Below are 13,873 nucleotides of genomic sequence, written 5' to 3'. Positions count from 1 at the left end.
GTCGTGTTGCTTCAATTGTTTATCAATTGGGTCGGTTTTTTGTCAGCGTGGCCTATTCTGGTTATCGTCTTGGTCATCTTGGTCATCTTCATCGCTACGATGCGAAAGCAATAGGTCTGCCTGTTGCGGATTTTGCCGCCAACCGTGGACCTCTGAAACCGCATATGACTTGTTGTGCCATAAACCGCCTTCGTTGACTTGTGTCGTCTCAAGCGTAATGTCGAGTATCACACCTCCTGCCAATCTAAGATCAGTAGAGCCGTCGAGAATTTGCTGCTTGAAGCGTTCATCGAGCATCTTCGCGCCAAATTCGTGACCGTTGGCAAATAGTTTCCACTGGCGGTTACTGTCGATTAGCGGGGGTTGAACCAACACAACTTCGATCCGTTCTGGCACTGTCCTTGGTTCGGGGACAACGTCACTTTCAATTGGGGTGTATCGGGTCGCACGTTCCTGAAACTCTTCGCGTGGAACGATCACGCTCGGCCTTTCAGCTCGATCATTTGGAACAGCGGCGACACCAGTTATCGCCTGATCCTGTTCCACTGCTTTGTAGAACTCTCTCCGAGGGGCTTTCACGGTTTCGGAGCGCTCGATGTTCGCAACAGCCTCCGCGATACGCGCAATATCGGCATCTGTTAGGGTGGTGTTTTCGTCGCTCAATGCTTCAATAATCTCGTCCATGCCCTTGCCTTGAAAATGGCCTACGGCATTGTTGAACAGAGTTGTTGTCAGAATTATCGCAAGCGTCGCCAAGCGCTCGCGACTAACAACACCTCGTAGCATTGTAATTATTCGAAGGCTCCCCTCGCCAGAGGACTCATAGACCAACGAGAATTCAATTGCGGGTTCCATCAAATAAATGGCTTCTCCCGCCATCTTCTCGAACTCAACCATCGCGCGGCCAATTGCACCAATACTGGGTCGAGAGTTTTGGTCGAGATCAAAATAAATTGTTACGGGCTGTTCAATCATGTTTTTCACTAATCCGTCTTGGGCAATAAGGTCTTGTACAATAGACACTTATCAACCCCACATTGCAATCAGCAGGGGTGTGCATGTTCATCAGTTTGGCAAATTGCCTTATGGCCGAAGTTTTTTACCGCGCATGAACTTTATTTCGCCCTGCTTGCCCACTTCGCGCGTTTCGATGGTGAATTGACCGTCAATTTTCAAAAGCGCCACCGGCTCGATGTATGAAGCAAATTCCTCTGGCATCTCGCTTGCCTTATTGTACCAGCGTTTCACTGTATCCGCAGACATGCCCAAGTCGTCGCCAATTTCACCAAAGATCACGCCCATTGGCTTTTTGGTCATTGCTCGTTTTCGTCCATCAACGCTTACATCGTCACGTTGCTCAGCCAATTTGATTTGGACTTCCTCAAGAATGATCAACTTTGTCTCTTGCCGTCGTAAGGCAGCGTCTAGGTCGTCGTTGAGCCAACCTTCAAGCAGATCATGGCAGTCCCTATATCGTCCCCACCTTGCCCCCGCTGGGTTTGCTGCGTGACCTTGCGTTGGTAAGGCACCTTTCTGGCTAAACAAGAAACTTGAAGCGAACCATGCGAGAAACCCTTTCACAAAGTCAGGGTATTCGCGGCTTGTTTCATCGCAAACATGAATTGCTGCCATCGCATAGTGCGTCAGCGGTTCAAACTCAAATCGCAGCCGCAAGTACTCGATGAATGCAGTCTCAAAGCAGGTAGTTGGAAGTAGGTGCTTAGCCAAGGGTATGTCCTCCGAGTGATGGTGTTCCTGCCAACAGGGCAACTAACCACAACTGCCACGAAAGGGCTACACCATGACCATTCAAGACAAAAACCTTCATCGTGCACTTGCGATCCTCGCAACGCACCCTGATGCAAACGACATTGCTTTCCAAGCCGGTTGCGTCTTCGTCGCTCGACAGAAGCTCTACCTTCAAGACGAAGACGACTTAGAAGTCCTGTCGATTTTAATGACCGACAAAGAGCACGGCTTTGCAGTCACACGCGTTGAAGAAACTGCCGACATCCTTCGCGATATGCAAACCGTTTGGTGTGTCGCTGCTGACGACCTCAAATTGGAGGCAGCAGCATGAGCTTTGAAATTTGCAAACTTGCATCCGCTGTCGCTGATTGTGGCATGGGCGTGCGTGAACTGCGCGTCCAAACGGAAAACCGTCGCTACTACTATCTGCGTTTCGAAGATGACCTGCCGCATAGTTGGTGGGAGGAGAACATGTTCAACAGCTCGGAACAAATGCCAATGACCGACGCGCAAGCGTTGTCAGAGATCGAAGAAGCCAAGCGCATCTTGGACAAGCATCACGATTCTGGCTTCTTGCTTGGCGTCTGGCATGAGCGTGATGATGGCATCTGCTACCATTATGCCGATGGCCGCTATGCTGAACTCGCAGAACGCGATTCCGAAGGCAAAGCTGCTTAATGTTGTAGAGTTGTTGCAGACCCTACCAAAACAACGATAGTCGCCTTAACGGGCGGCCTTCAATGTATTGTTTTTACTGTGTAAAATGGTGCCCCCACACGGACTCGAACCGCGGACCTACTGATTACAAAACAACCACTGAAATTTATACAGTTGGCGCATGTTGGTGCAGTTCCAATATAAAACAATTGGTTATCCAATTTTTGCAACATTTATCAGTCGGTTGACACTGCGCCGGAATGCGTCTTAGTGAACATGTCTGTTGCAAAAAACGTTGCAAAAACGGAGATGGATAGATGACCGACGCAATCGACTTCACAAAGAACGCTAAACTACTGAAAGCGCCTGCTGGCATGTACCGACATGATGGCGACCGCTTTCCGGGCCTTTACTTGAATGTCGGGAAACTGCGTTCGACATGGTATTTAAAGAAGCGCGTCGGCGGCAAGGTGAAGTCGATCAAAATTGGCGCTTTCCCCGATATGGACGCCATGCAGGCGAGCAAACAAGGCGACACCAAAAGCCAGCAAGCCCGCACCAGTCCAAACATCACAACCGTGCGTGACGGCTGGGACAAACATTGCGACACGTCACAGGCGATGGGGTCGATGTCTGACAAACACCGCGCCGACATGACCTCCAAATTGGAACGTCACGCCCCTGACATTCTTAAGATGCATGTTGCCGATGTGACCTCCGCGTGCGTGCAGGATGTGGTGAACACCCTCGCCAAAGGCGACTTGAAGGCAACCGCTCGTCATGTGCGAACGGCACTTGGCTCTGCTTTCAATTATGCAAATGTCCCAAACCCTGTGGCGGGCAAGAGGGTGCGTGCGCCTAGCTCCGGCGAAACCGAAACGAAATGGACGCTGGCATGTAATGCCCACGACATAGACGAGGACGACTGGTCGCCCATGTGGGATGCGATCATGGGCGTAGACAATGCCCTGCGCCGCACAGCTTGGATCGTGATGCTGTTCACAGGCATACGTGCAGGAAACGTTCGCTCGCTTCGTTGGGATCAAGTCGACTTACAAATGCGGACGATCCACCTGCCGAAAATGAAAAATAAACTCGCGCGCACCCTGCCCATCTGTGACACGGTGATTAGCGCGTTGACGGCAATTCGGGCGGGCGGCTTTGACTTCGTATTCCCGGCACATTCAAAGACGGGACATATCGACCAACTCGACGCTTTGACTTCGACCATCAATGACGAGCGCATTCCGATCCTCAGCCAGCACGACACTAGGGTCAGGACTCGTTCTCGTTTCATAGCCAGAACATGACGGTTGCGGCGAGGGCGATGGCGGAGAGGAAGACTTTCGGGCATCGGTCGTAGCGTGTGGCAATCCTGCGCCAGTCCTTCAGGCGCCCGAACATGATCTCGATCCTGTTGCGGCGTTTGTAGCGGCGCTTGTCGTATTTGACGGGCTTGGCGCGGGACTTCCGGCCAGGGATGCAGGGCTTTATCTCCTTGTCTTTCAACGCTTCCCTGAACCAGTCGGCGTCATAGCCCCGGTCGGCCAGAAGCCATTGTGCCGATGGCAGGCTGCCAAGAAGGGCCGCAGCGCCGGTGTAGTCGCTGACCTGGCCCGCGGTCATGAAAAACCGGATCGGTCGTCCCTCGGCATCGGTGACGGCATGCAGCTTGGTGTTCATGCCGCCTTTGGTTCGGCCGATCGCGCGCCCCCGCTGGTCGTCGGGCCCCCCTTTTTCGACCGCAGACTGCTCGCCGTGCGGTGCGCCTTCAGATAGGTCGCGTCGATCATCACCGTCTTTGGAACCGCTGCCTCCGACGCAAGGCCGTGCATCATCCTCGCGAAAATGCCCTTGTCGCTCCATCGTTTCCAGCGGTTATAGAGCGTTTTGGCCGGGCCGTATTCCGCGGGCGCGTCGCACCAGCGCAAGCCATTGCGATTGATGAATATTATCCCACTCAGAACACGCCGGTCATCCACCCGCGGCTTGCCATGGCTCTTGGGAAAAAACGGCCGAAGCCGGTCCATCTGCGCGTCCGTTAGCCAGAAAAGGTTGCTCATCATCACCCCCGTCAGTTTGGGAGCTTGAATCACGCTGCCGACGTAGCCTCAAGCAGATCAATGGGTCCTGAGCCTAGACGCCACTTTATGCAGGCGGGTGCAGAGGCGTTCTTGCCTGATTATGTGATACACTACCTGCGCGGCGACGTGTCAGGTGGGAAAGGCAATGACATGTTGATGAAGTACATGAAACGGATGGGCAATCACCGCGCGCCTGCTGAAATCGAAAAAGTGATCTTGCAGCGAATTAAGGTAGAACCTTGTTTCGTTATTGAAGACTTAACTTAATCGCACTAAATGTTCGATGTCGGCGGTAACGTCTCGCGGTAGTAAATTCCGCGTCCATATTGGGGGCAACAGTGATACTTGATTGCGCCGCGTTGGATAGCGGATCAAGTGAAGACCCGCACCAGCGCATATCAACGGAGGGTCGTCTGTCTGGATTAGGACACGACGAAAGGACTCCGTTATCATGTCCCATGAAGCAGTACGCGCTCTTGAACAGCGCATCGAAGAGTTGGAATTTCGACTCACCTTCCCCAAACTTATGACTCCTCGTCAGGTTTGCGACTTCCTGCAAATCTCAGAACGCCAATTCTATGAATGGAAGCGCGCGGGGGACTCGCCACCAGCGATTTATTGGAGCGAACGCACCGTGCGTTACGACCTCGAAGCTGTGATGGCATGGGCGAAACAAAAAGAAGTGGGGCAGGTTTAAGGCCTGCCCCACTGGTTCGCGATTGGACAACACTGAAAAGCAAGCGACATGCGCTATAACTAGTTTATAGACGGTCGCCGTTCGACCATGAACCATTGATGCAGGTCCAACCTGAATTGGTATGGACAATAATCTAAACGAACCCGCCGAACTCATGATTCGTCTTTTCGAAGGCTATGACAAACGGCACATTCAAATGCGCGGCAACATGGCTGCCGACGACAAAGGCAAAGTCAACGGCAAGCCGCAGACAGTGGCAGGACCACTGACGCTCGAACTCGTCGGCCAGCACATCGCGGGCAGACAGCCCGTAGGTGTTGCACCAGTGCGCGCGGACAGCACGTGCATGTGGGGTGTTCTCGACCTCGACTGGTACGACATGCCCGAAGACGACGTTCTCGCCTTGCGTGAACGCTTGCACACGCGCTGTGTCGCCTTCCGTACGAAGTCACGCGGTTTGCGTGTGGTGGTCTTCGTCGATGAACCGATCACGGCAAAGCAAATGCACCTGTATCTCGTCGCCTTGCGCAAGCGTCTTCCAAAATCTTGCTTTGCCAAGGGGCGAGACGTTGAGGTTTTTCCGAAAGAAACGCAGACGGTCGTGACGCCTGATACCGAGCCGACAGCCGTTTGGTTGCCGATCAATGGTAAGAGTTGCGAACTAGCTTGGCTGATGGACGATGAAGGCATCAAAGGTGCCTTTGACGAGATCAGTGTTCTTGAGTTGCTCGAACATATTGACCAACGCTGTCGCCTATCTGTCCAGATGGTTGCCGATATCGTCAACGCCACACCAACGCTCGACACGTCGGACATAGGTTACAAGGTGCCTCACGATCCCGCTGGGCGTAATGATCTGCTGATGCGCGTCGCCATGTCCATGCAGGCGCGTGGTTGGCCAGACACTGAGATGGATGCCGAAGTCAGACGCCTTAATGGCGACGCCAATTTTCACAGCGTTTTCGAAGAAGGCCCGCTTCCTGAAATCGAGATCGTCAATCTGCTGAAAGGCGCAAAGCGACGTGAGAAAGGCACGCCAACGCCACTGCACTATCGTCAGGTGGAAAAATTCAATCGTCGTTGGTCGAAAATCACGATCAACGGCACTGTTGAGTATATCGACAAAGACGCTGCCGAGTTCACAACATTTGCCAAACAGATGCTCTTCGACGAAACATCTGACCAAGTTGTGCGAATGGGAAAGTCTCTAATGCCGACCGCTCACCTATGGTTGCGCGATCCTGATCACGCACGGTTTAAAGGGGTGGTGTGCGAACCCATCGACTATAGCGGGCCTGCATACAATGTCTGGCGCGGTTTTGCCGTCGCACCTAAAGATGGCGACGCATCAGTGTTCGAGTCATATGTCCGCGATGTACTTTGCTCCGGCGACGAAGGCCTCGCGCATTGGGTGACTATGTGGCTTGCCGATGCCGTTCAACACCCAACTGAACCGTCACCACCAACAGCAATCGCATTGCGCGGTCGTCAAGGCGGTGGCAAGTCATTCCTCCAAGAGCGCGTCCTCACGCCAATTTTTGGCGGGCGATACGTCCAGAAAGTGCAAGAGTCAGAACGCCTCTTTTCTCGCTTCAACCGCTCGATCTTCGGTGCCACGTTTATTGCTGCCGAGGAGTCAATATTCCACGGTTCGCACGCGACGGCGGCAAAACTCAAATCGTTCATATCGTCGCCATCATGGACGTATGAGGAGAAGTTTAGGGCGACGGTGCAGGCAAAGAATGTCCACCGCTTGATCGCTTCGACCAACGAAACTCAAGCCGTTCATATCGACTTCGACGATAGGCGGTGGACGATTGTTGAGGTCGAGCAACCATACGATATGACGACGACGGACGGTCAGCAGGCGGCATATGCCTTCTGGGAGCCATACCATGCCTTCATGCGGTCAGACGAGGGCGCAAGCATAGTGCTGCGCTACTTGCTCGACTATCCCGTTGACCGACAGGCGTTGACCTTCGGTTATGGCACAGAGGCGAAGGCGCGCGACAAGGTGGCGTCTGATCCCCTGATTGCTGTGCTGCATGAGATTGCAGAACGTGGTGTTTGTCCCCATGATCTCAAAGCAACAGGCGTCATGTCGAACAAGACCTTGACCAAACTTGTGCATCAGGCGGGTGGTCGCAACACGTCGCCTGAGGAGATCGCCAATAAATTCCTCGACTTGATCCCGCAAGCTGAGAAATCCCGAAAGGCGATGTTCTGCGAAAGGGTTCACACCTACACCGACATTAACGGCGACGCGTCAGCAACGCCAATGATGGAGACGCGGCAGCGCGGTCACTACCTCGGTTCTCTGGACGAGTTCCGAGCGGCTGTGTCGCGGATCACGATGCAAACATACGGTGTTGACGATGAAGAAATCGACTTCGGCGGTGTCGATCCTGCGGAGTTTGGTGTCGAACGTCTGAACGGGTGGCGCGCGTGGGAGGTCGCGCAAACCGACAAGTTGAACGGTGATCCGCCGTTCTAAGTCAAAGTGTGTCAGTAGTGGGATGGGCGTGTCAGGGGGTGACACGCCTTTTCCGGTTTTATGATAAGTGATTAGACCATTTGTGTCAGTTGTGACGCCTGTGACGGGGGTAAATCGTCAGCGTGTGAAATACGAGAATTGCCAGCGGCTGCGCGCGCAAGGAGGCCTTTCGCTGCTACTATTATTATATTGTCACAACTGACACACTGACACACGACGTTGGAAACAAAGCGTTTCTGGCGTGTCGGTTCATTTTTGGGTGACACAGGCTGACACACCTTGAGCATCGAATTGCTTTGGGCCTGCCGATCTCGCCCAGAAATCTCCGCCCACTCGATGCGACTTGGTCGCAACTAGTCGAAAATCCCAGCCCTTGTGATAACTAATCAGTAGTTCCGATCTTGGAGATCAAGGGGTTAGTTAGTTTTTGCAACGTGTCTTGCAACGCAGGCAAATAACTGACCAAAAAGGTCACTGGAATATAGGCATATCGGGCGCGCTGACGCACTTGCCATCGACGCATACTCCCGACACCGCGCCAGAGACACGATCTGCTGCGGCGCACGCGGTCGTCTTGGTCAATTCCGACACAGTATGCCAGACGATGGGGCAACGCCCGTCTTTGACGCGCTGCTGCGTGGCAGTCGATATGCGCCGTTTCAGCACCCAACAATCCTGCCGCGCCACCTGCTTCTGTCCACATCCGTCTGACGGCTAGGTGATACGCATCACATGTCGAACCTTTCTGACGAAACGCGCGCCCAAGGCGGGTTCGACTGGCTTGGCACTTGGGCGCGCATCATCATGAAAGGAACGCTATGACGTTCTCCGCATCTATCGACGGATCGACGGCGACCATCACCGTCACGGTTTTGAACAGCACAGCAAACCTCAAGGTCGAGAACGCCTCTGATCTTGGCGATCAACTCAAAGCATTGGTCAACGATCAAACGGCGCATCCCATCGACCGTTCGCCCGCGTACATGGTCTACCCCACAGACACAGGCGTGCGCATCACCAACCGCCTCGGTCAGATCGACATACCGTGGCGCTCGATCATATCTGTGGCACATGAATTGCGCACCAATGACTGAATGGCGACCCCTCCCACTGACCCAGCGTTCACTTGCAGATGCTGATCTGCCCACGCGCGGCGTGTTCAAGCTGGGCGACGACCTGACGCCACGCGTCGTCTATGTCGTGTGGTTCAACGAACCTGCCAAATGGCAGAGGATCGCCGCCAACAAGATCGTCTACGCCGCCCATGTGCGCCATGTCATGCCCGGCACGACTTATCCCGGTTGTCCTTGGGCATGATCAACGCAGGCAACCCACAGACGCCGGAAGAGGCCTTCGTGACTTCGATCATCATGCAGGCATACCGCGACCTCTTTGTCAGCATCCGAAACGAAAGCAATGCGTCCTTCACGACGCAATCGGATCAGGATCAGGCAATCACGTTCCTGACCGACAAAGCAGGTGCAATGGCACGCCACCGCAACTCGCTCTGCTCCCTCATTGGTTGGGACGGTGGTGTGCTGGCCGCGCGCCTGCGTGCGATGATGGAGGGCGACGACTTCCCGCACCCGTCCACTGAACCGAAACCTGCTGCCCGCGCGCAGCACGAAGCGGCGGTCGAACGCCTGCGGTGTCGTTGGCGAGACCTCAAGCAGCCGCGCGCGGCCTAGTGAGACCTGATTTACATCAGCAACATCTTTTTATGGCGGTCGGCAATCTGATCGCTACCGAATAAGTTTAACTCATGAGCGCAGCGGTGCGTCGCTCCTGATCTGTCCATCACAGATTGAGCGCGGCGTCCCGATAACGTCGCGCTCTTTTTGGACACAAAGGAGCATCCCATGCCCGACGATACGACAGCCGCCCTGCAAGCACTCATGCAGCAGGTTCAAACCCTCACCACGACGGTCACCGATCAGGCAAAGCGCCTCGACGACCTGCACACTTTCAACAGCCGCGTTCTGGACGAAAAGAAGGACGTGCAACGTCAACTCGACGCGCAGACCCCGAAGAAGAAAACCCTTGTGGACATCATCGACGAGGAAATCCACCAGCGCAAAATGCACGCGGCAGGCCTTGAACAAGATGCCAATGGCAACTGGTATCCTAAGGGCGTGCGACCACCGCACAGTCTGACCCGCGAGGAAGCTCGTGATCCTGCCAAGTATCGCGCGGCCAAAGAAGCAGCAGAACAGGCAGGGACGACCCTGACCGTGATCAGCGGCGACGGTGACGTGACAACCCGCAACACGAGCCGCCCAACTGTCACCCCGTCCAAGACGTTCACTTTCGACGACACCCACGAACGCGTCCGGTATGTCCGCGCGGACATGCAAACGGGCAACGGCATCGTGAACCGTCGGATGCAGGCAGACAAAGAGGGTTATACAATCAAAACCTTCCACTCGCCTGACGAATTGCCTGCACATGCGCGCACCAAATTCGATCTGATGGAGCGCGCGGCAAACGCTGAGTCCTCCTAATGGCACAGGGCGGCAACAAACACTCTGGTCGTCGTGCGATCATCGACATGCGTGCGGACAAGAACGAGATCATCAAAGACATTGTTCTCGAACGCCGCTCTCTGGCCGAGATCGCTCGCCGCCTTGGCGTCGATTACACGACGGTGCAGCGGTATCGGGACGACAAGATCACCGAAGAAATGCGTCGTTCGATCCTTGCCGAAACCCGCGTCGCCTCAATTGAGGCAGACACGGAGGTGATCAATCAGGACCGCATGGACATTGCCATGACCTACGAGTCGTTGGCGAAGCGGGTCGAACGCTTGATCACCAAGGCAGAACAATCCGAAGATGACTCTTTTGCGCTCGCCGCAATGGAAGGCCTGCGGAAAGTGCTGCGCGATATTGCCTCCATGCAAGGAAAGCTGGCAACCAATTTGACGGTGAATGTGTCGCTGGCCGAAAGCAAGGAATGGGTAACGCTGCGCAATATCCTGAATGAGGTTTGCGACGAGGTGCCGGAAGCGCGCGAACCACTCCTGCGCCGGATGCGTCACCACGTTCTGTCCGTCACGAAGGAGGACTCGATCCTATGACCCATCGCGAATTTGAAGGGTGGCGCTCGTATGGCCGTCGCGTCGCGGTTGCGACAAAGGCAGGCAATCCTGATTGGGCGCAATTGCCCCACGCGAAGCGCATCATGATCGACGTGGGCGGCAAACTGTTCCTCACAGGCAAGGCGTGTAAACGCGGACACGTCTCGCCGCGCAACGAGCATGGCGACTGCACCCAATGTCACCTAATGCGCCTTGCGGAGCGTCGCGATGCCGTTTGATGGTCTCCACGACTTTTGCTCGCTGATCGAACGCGACCTCGACCCCGGTGCGGAGATGCTCCACTTTCTGCAACAGGAGGTGCCTTCGGCCACGCATGTCGATCCTTGGCAGGTTGAGGCGATCACGTCGGACGCGCAGACGGTCGCGCTTCTCGTGTGCCGTCAGGCGGGCAAGTCCTGCGTCCTCGCGACGTGTGGTGTGCGTGAGTTGAAGCGCGGCGGCACAATCATCTGCGTTGCGCCTGCGGAGCGTCAGACGCGCGAAATCACCCGCAAGGTTCAAGCATACCTGCGTGCGACTGATCTGGTCGTCGAACGCGCGACCCAGACAGAAATTGAATGCTCGAACGGCGGGCGCTTCATTGCTGTGCCTGCGTCGGGGGCGACCATTCGGGGTTATACCGCCGACTTGCTGCTTGTGGACGAGATGGCGTATTTGCCGGGAACGAACGGTGGCGAGGATGTCGTCGTGTCGATCTTGCCCATGCTGCGTGACAACGGGCAAACGTTCTACGCCTCAACACCCGCCGGAAAGAACAACCTGTTCGCATCGCTGTTCCTTGAACCCAAAGACAACGTGCATCGGATCAAAGTTCCCGGCACGTCCATCCCGCGACTTGCGTCCCGCGTCGAACGTCTGCGGTCGCAATTGTCGGCAACGCGCTTCCGTCAGGAGGTCATGTGCGAATTTCTATCAGACGGGCTGTCTTACTTTGATCTGTCCGCCATTGAGAACGCCACCAGTATGGAGAATGCAATATGTCCTCGGTTTTGAACCTCAACTACATGCCTGACGGTCGCGTGATCAACGAGACAGGACATGACCCTGCAATTGAGAGAGTGACCGGATTTGTCAGATACTTCGTCGGTGCTGATTTGGGGCAGGCAAACGACTTCTCGTCTGCGGTGGTGATCAAGGATCAGCAGTTGCCCGTCCATGATGGAACACGCGTCAAACTCGGCCCGCGCGAGCGCACGGTCGTCTTTGCCGACAAGTTTCGCGGCGTGTCTTATGTCGATGTGGTCGACTACTTGATCCGCCTGCGCAACGCGCCACCGTTCGGGGGCAAGTCGCAACTCGTGATCGACGGAACGAGCATCGGTCGTGTGGTGTCTGACATGATGCACGAGCAGTCGGTGGATCACACGGCAGTGCAAATGACGGGTGGTCAGGAGTGGCGTCGGTCGGGACGATACGTCAACGCGTCCAAGACTCTGATGATCGAAAACCTTGCCGTCCTGTTCGCGTCGGGCGACCTCAAGTTTGCCCATGACCTCGCTATGCGGAAAGAGATCGAAGAAGACCTTGCCTCGTTCACCACACAGACGACAGCGGCAGGTAACCAGATCATCACGCAATCGCGCAATGCCTCCGGTCACGGTGACACTGGCATCGCCTTGATCGTCGCCGCCTTTGCATCGCAATACCTCATGCCGCAAAGTATTCGTGTGTCGCAATTGACAGGGTGGTTCTGACTGTCCGCAGACTTATAACATGCATTTGCCAGTCGCTTACAATGTTTGGACAGGCAAACATGTTTTCGGTGTAACATTCCGTCATTTGATCATACGATGGAGGTCAAGATGGTTCCGCCGAACCGCAAAAACAATTGAGAGCAGACTGTGACGCAACTAACTCAACTTCAGAACAGCAAAATCACAGCGGTAAACGCCAAGGATGTCACTCATTCTGGTGGACGAGGCGAACCTTTTCATGATTGGTTCCCTTATCTGGAGGGGTATTCATCTCAATTTGTGAAGCAAATTATTGATGCAAAATTCGATAATCCCCAAAATCTTCTTGAGCCTTTTTGTGGCGTTGGCACCACACCTATCGCACTGGCTCAAATAGGAGTTTCGTGTGGGTATACTGAAGTCAATCCGTTCCTTGTGGAATTGGTTTCTTTAAAAACTATCTGTCTAGAAATGAAACCGTCAAGACGTCTTAAAGCCGTTGAAAAGATTCAGGCGTTAAAGCAGCTGATACGAAATGACACCGACATTGCACCAAGCGACACTGCTCTAAAATCAAGCTATTCAGGCGTGTTTGGTACAGTCGAATATTTTCGTGAAAACAGTTTCGAGAAAATTCTGAAACTCAAAACGCTGGAGATAAAGCTCGAAGATGATCTCTCGAGGCGCCTAATGAGGATTGCAGTTTCGACTAGCCTTCTAGAGGCTTCTTTGTTGCGTCGTGCTGGAGATGTCAGATTCAAAACGGAGAAAGAGCTGCTCAAGCCAATTCCAGACATATTGGAGCTTGTAATCCAAAAACTTAGCCTCTTTCAAAGTGACCTCAAGCTAGACGGATTGCCAAACGGGCAAAATATTGTTTTCTTAGGATCGAACGCAAAACAACTACACACTGATACTGCGCCAAGGTTTGACGGTGTTATCACCAGCCCTCCATATTTGAACGGAACCAATTACATTCGAAATATGAAGCTGGAGCTTTGGTATTTAGGGTTCCTGAGCAGTAAATTGGATCTGCAAAAATTTCGCCAAGCTGTCGTAACCTCTGCAATCAACGACGTGTCAAAGGCATCCGGACTTATCGTTCTTGATGAAGCACAGAAGGTCGTCGAAGCTATTGCTCAAAATTGTTATGATAAACGAATTCCGAAAATGGTCGCTGGATATTTTGAACATATGAAAATAGTTGCAGAAGGGATTTGGGGCCAAGTTCGAAGCGGTTCGCCTGTTTGCATTGATATTGGCGACAGCATTTACGGTGGAGTCCATGTTCCAACCCACTCCGTATTGGCCGCAGTTTTTGAAAGTGTCGGGTTTAAGCTTGAGGATGAGATCATCTTGAGGAAGCGGCATTCCAATCGAGGGGCAGAACTGAGCCAACGGCTTCTGGTATTCAGGAAATAA

General features: G+C 53.9%; 18 protein-coding genes. 15 read left to right on the top strand and 3 right to left on the bottom strand.

Annotation, left to right across the window (positions count from 1 at the left end; translation table 11 throughout):
- Nucleotides 1-42: 42 nt before the first annotated feature.
- Together ACW9UO_RS02260 and ACW9UO_RS02255 are read right to left on the bottom strand one after the other, a co-directional pair.
- The gene (locus ACW9UO_RS02260; protein ID WP_457087394.1) at nucleotides 43-984 is read right to left on the bottom strand and encodes a hypothetical protein; all 942 of its coding nucleotides are present in this window, start codon (nucleotides 982-984) and stop codon (nucleotides 43-45) included.
- Between the two features lie 99 nt (nucleotides 985-1,083).
- The gene (locus ACW9UO_RS02255; protein WP_457087393.1) at nucleotides 1,084-1,728 is read right to left on the bottom strand and encodes a hypothetical protein; all 645 of its coding nucleotides are present in this window, start codon (nucleotides 1,726-1,728) and stop codon (nucleotides 1,084-1,086) included.
- Between the two features lie 73 nt (nucleotides 1,729-1,801).
- On the opposite strand from ACW9UO_RS02255, the gene ACW9UO_RS02250 reads away from it, so the two are divergent.
- The 3 genes from ACW9UO_RS02250 to ACW9UO_RS02240 all read left to right on the top strand — a co-directional run bounded on the left by ACW9UO_RS02250 (nucleotide 1,802) and on the right by ACW9UO_RS02240 (nucleotide 3,716).
- The gene (locus tag ACW9UO_RS02250; RefSeq protein ID WP_457087392.1) at nucleotides 1,802-2,080 is read left to right on the top strand and encodes a hypothetical protein; all 279 of its coding nucleotides are present in this window, start codon (nucleotides 1,802-1,804) and stop codon (nucleotides 2,078-2,080) included.
- Entirely contained in the window at nucleotides 2,077-2,427 is a 351-nt protein-coding gene (locus ACW9UO_RS02245; protein ID WP_457087391.1) for a hypothetical protein, read from the top strand. Before ACW9UO_RS02250 ends, ACW9UO_RS02245 begins: the two co-directional genes overlap by 4 nt.
- Before the next feature lie 296 nt (nucleotides 2,428-2,723).
- Entirely contained in the window at nucleotides 2,724-3,716 is a 993-nt protein-coding gene (locus ACW9UO_RS02240) for a tyrosine-type recombinase/integrase (protein WP_457087390.1), read from the top strand.
- Here the strand turns inward: ACW9UO_RS02240 and ACW9UO_RS02235 are convergent.
- Nucleotides 3,700-4,469, bottom strand: a protein-coding gene (locus tag ACW9UO_RS02235) for an IS5 family transposase (protein ID WP_457088577.1) whose coding sequence is annotated in 2 segments (ribosomal slippage) — nucleotides 3,700-4,133 and nucleotides 4,133-4,469 — 771 coding nt in all. Because the reading frame shifts where the segments join, the coding sequence is not laid out codon by codon here. The two genes, ACW9UO_RS02240 and ACW9UO_RS02235, sit on opposite strands and share 17 nt — an antisense overlap.
- A gap of 60 nt (nucleotides 4,470-4,529) precedes the next feature.
- On the opposite strand from ACW9UO_RS02235, the gene ACW9UO_RS02230 reads away from it, so the two are divergent.
- The 12 genes from ACW9UO_RS02230 to ACW9UO_RS02175 all read left to right on the top strand — a co-directional run bounded on the left by ACW9UO_RS02230 (nucleotide 4,530) and on the right by ACW9UO_RS02175 (nucleotide 13,873).
- A complete protein-coding gene (locus ACW9UO_RS02230) occupies nucleotides 4,530-4,757 on the top strand; it encodes a hypothetical protein (protein WP_457087389.1) in 228 nt (75 codons plus the stop codon).
- 184 nt (nucleotides 4,758-4,941) lie between these two features.
- Nucleotides 4,942-5,187: a helix-turn-helix transcriptional regulator gene (locus ACW9UO_RS02225; RefSeq protein ID WP_092835054.1), complete on the top strand. Its 246-nt coding sequence runs from the start codon at nucleotides 4,942-4,944 to the stop codon at nucleotides 5,185-5,187.
- A gap of 121 nt (nucleotides 5,188-5,308) precedes the next feature.
- Complete coding sequence (locus ACW9UO_RS02220; RefSeq protein ID WP_457087388.1) at nucleotides 5,309-7,681, top strand: primase-helicase family protein; 2,373 nt, start codon at nucleotides 5,309-5,311, stop codon at nucleotides 7,679-7,681.
- 818 nt (nucleotides 7,682-8,499) lie between these two features.
- Nucleotides 8,500-8,775 carry a hypothetical protein gene (locus ACW9UO_RS02215; protein ID WP_457087387.1) on the top strand — a complete coding sequence of 92 codons (276 nt, stop codon included), beginning with the start codon at nucleotides 8,500-8,502 and terminating at the stop codon, nucleotides 8,773-8,775.
- Nucleotides 8,768-8,998: a hypothetical protein gene (locus ACW9UO_RS02210; RefSeq protein ID WP_457087386.1), complete on the top strand. Its 231-nt coding sequence runs from the start codon at nucleotides 8,768-8,770 to the stop codon at nucleotides 8,996-8,998. Before ACW9UO_RS02215 ends, ACW9UO_RS02210 begins: the two co-directional genes overlap by 8 nt.
- Entirely contained in the window at nucleotides 8,995-9,369 is a 375-nt protein-coding gene (locus tag ACW9UO_RS02205; protein WP_457087385.1) for a hypothetical protein, read from the top strand. The genes ACW9UO_RS02210 and ACW9UO_RS02205 overlap by 4 nt, the downstream gene beginning before the upstream one ends.
- A gap of 171 nt (nucleotides 9,370-9,540) precedes the next feature.
- Entirely contained in the window at nucleotides 9,541-10,182 is a 642-nt protein-coding gene (locus ACW9UO_RS02200; RefSeq protein ID WP_457087384.1) for a hypothetical protein, read from the top strand.
- A complete protein-coding gene (locus ACW9UO_RS02195) occupies nucleotides 10,182-10,757 on the top strand; it encodes a hypothetical protein (RefSeq protein WP_457087383.1) in 576 nt (191 codons plus the stop codon). The genes ACW9UO_RS02200 and ACW9UO_RS02195 overlap by 1 nt, the downstream gene beginning before the upstream one ends.
- Nucleotides 10,754-10,996, top strand: a complete 243-nt coding sequence (locus ACW9UO_RS02190; RefSeq protein ID WP_457087382.1) for a hypothetical protein — start codon at nucleotides 10,754-10,756, stop codon at nucleotides 10,994-10,996. Before ACW9UO_RS02195 ends, ACW9UO_RS02190 begins: the two co-directional genes overlap by 4 nt.
- Nucleotides 10,986-11,771, top strand: coding sequence for a terminase large subunit domain-containing protein (locus ACW9UO_RS02185; protein WP_457087381.1), 786 nt, complete (start codon nucleotides 10,986-10,988; stop codon nucleotides 11,769-11,771). The genes ACW9UO_RS02190 and ACW9UO_RS02185 overlap by 11 nt, the downstream gene beginning before the upstream one ends.
- Nucleotides 11,768-12,472 carry a hypothetical protein gene (locus ACW9UO_RS02180; RefSeq protein WP_457087380.1) on the top strand — a complete coding sequence of 235 codons (705 nt, stop codon included), beginning with the start codon at nucleotides 11,768-11,770 and terminating at the stop codon, nucleotides 12,470-12,472. Before ACW9UO_RS02185 ends, ACW9UO_RS02180 begins: the two co-directional genes overlap by 4 nt.
- Nucleotides 12,473-12,619: 147 nt before the next feature.
- Complete coding sequence (locus tag ACW9UO_RS02175; RefSeq protein ID WP_457087379.1) at nucleotides 12,620-13,873, top strand: hypothetical protein; 1,254 nt, start codon at nucleotides 12,620-12,622, stop codon at nucleotides 13,871-13,873.

It is taken from the genome of Marinovum sedimenti (assembly GCF_054052205.1).
Note: the sequence above shows the minus strand (reverse complement) of the source record. Positions and strands in the feature narration are given on the sequence as shown.

Excerpts from the sequence above, each read along its gene's own strand:
- ACW9UO_RS02250 (WP_457087392.1), top strand. The coding sequence starts at position 1,802 with ATGACCATTCAAGACAAAAACCTTCATCGTGCACTTGCGATCCTCGCA.
- ACW9UO_RS02245 (WP_457087391.1), top strand. The coding sequence starts at position 2,077 with ATGAGCTTTGAAATTTGCAAACTTGCATCCGCTGTCGCTGATTGTGGC.
- ACW9UO_RS02240 (WP_457087390.1), top strand. The coding sequence starts at position 2,724 with ATGACCGACGCAATCGACTTCACAAAGAACGCTAAACTACTGAAAGCG.
- ACW9UO_RS02230 (WP_457087389.1), top strand. The coding sequence starts at position 4,530 with ATGGGTCCTGAGCCTAGACGCCACTTTATGCAGGCGGGTGCAGAGGCG.
- ACW9UO_RS02225 (WP_092835054.1), top strand. The coding sequence starts at position 4,942 with ATGTCCCATGAAGCAGTACGCGCTCTTGAACAGCGCATCGAAGAGTTG.
- ACW9UO_RS02220 (WP_457087388.1), top strand. The coding sequence starts at position 5,309 with ATGGACAATAATCTAAACGAACCCGCCGAACTCATGATTCGTCTTTTC.
- ACW9UO_RS02215 (WP_457087387.1), top strand. The coding sequence starts at position 8,500 with ATGACGTTCTCCGCATCTATCGACGGATCGACGGCGACCATCACCGTC.
- ACW9UO_RS02210 (WP_457087386.1), top strand. The coding sequence starts at position 8,768 with ATGACTGAATGGCGACCCCTCCCACTGACCCAGCGTTCACTTGCAGAT.
- ACW9UO_RS02205 (WP_457087385.1), top strand. The coding sequence starts at position 8,995 with ATGATCAACGCAGGCAACCCACAGACGCCGGAAGAGGCCTTCGTGACT.
- ACW9UO_RS02200 (WP_457087384.1), top strand. The coding sequence starts at position 9,541 with ATGCCCGACGATACGACAGCCGCCCTGCAAGCACTCATGCAGCAGGTT.
- ACW9UO_RS02195 (WP_457087383.1), top strand. The coding sequence starts at position 10,182 with ATGGCACAGGGCGGCAACAAACACTCTGGTCGTCGTGCGATCATCGAC.
- ACW9UO_RS02190 (WP_457087382.1), top strand. The coding sequence starts at position 10,754 with ATGACCCATCGCGAATTTGAAGGGTGGCGCTCGTATGGCCGTCGCGTC.
- ACW9UO_RS02185 (WP_457087381.1), top strand. The coding sequence starts at position 10,986 with ATGCCGTTTGATGGTCTCCACGACTTTTGCTCGCTGATCGAACGCGAC.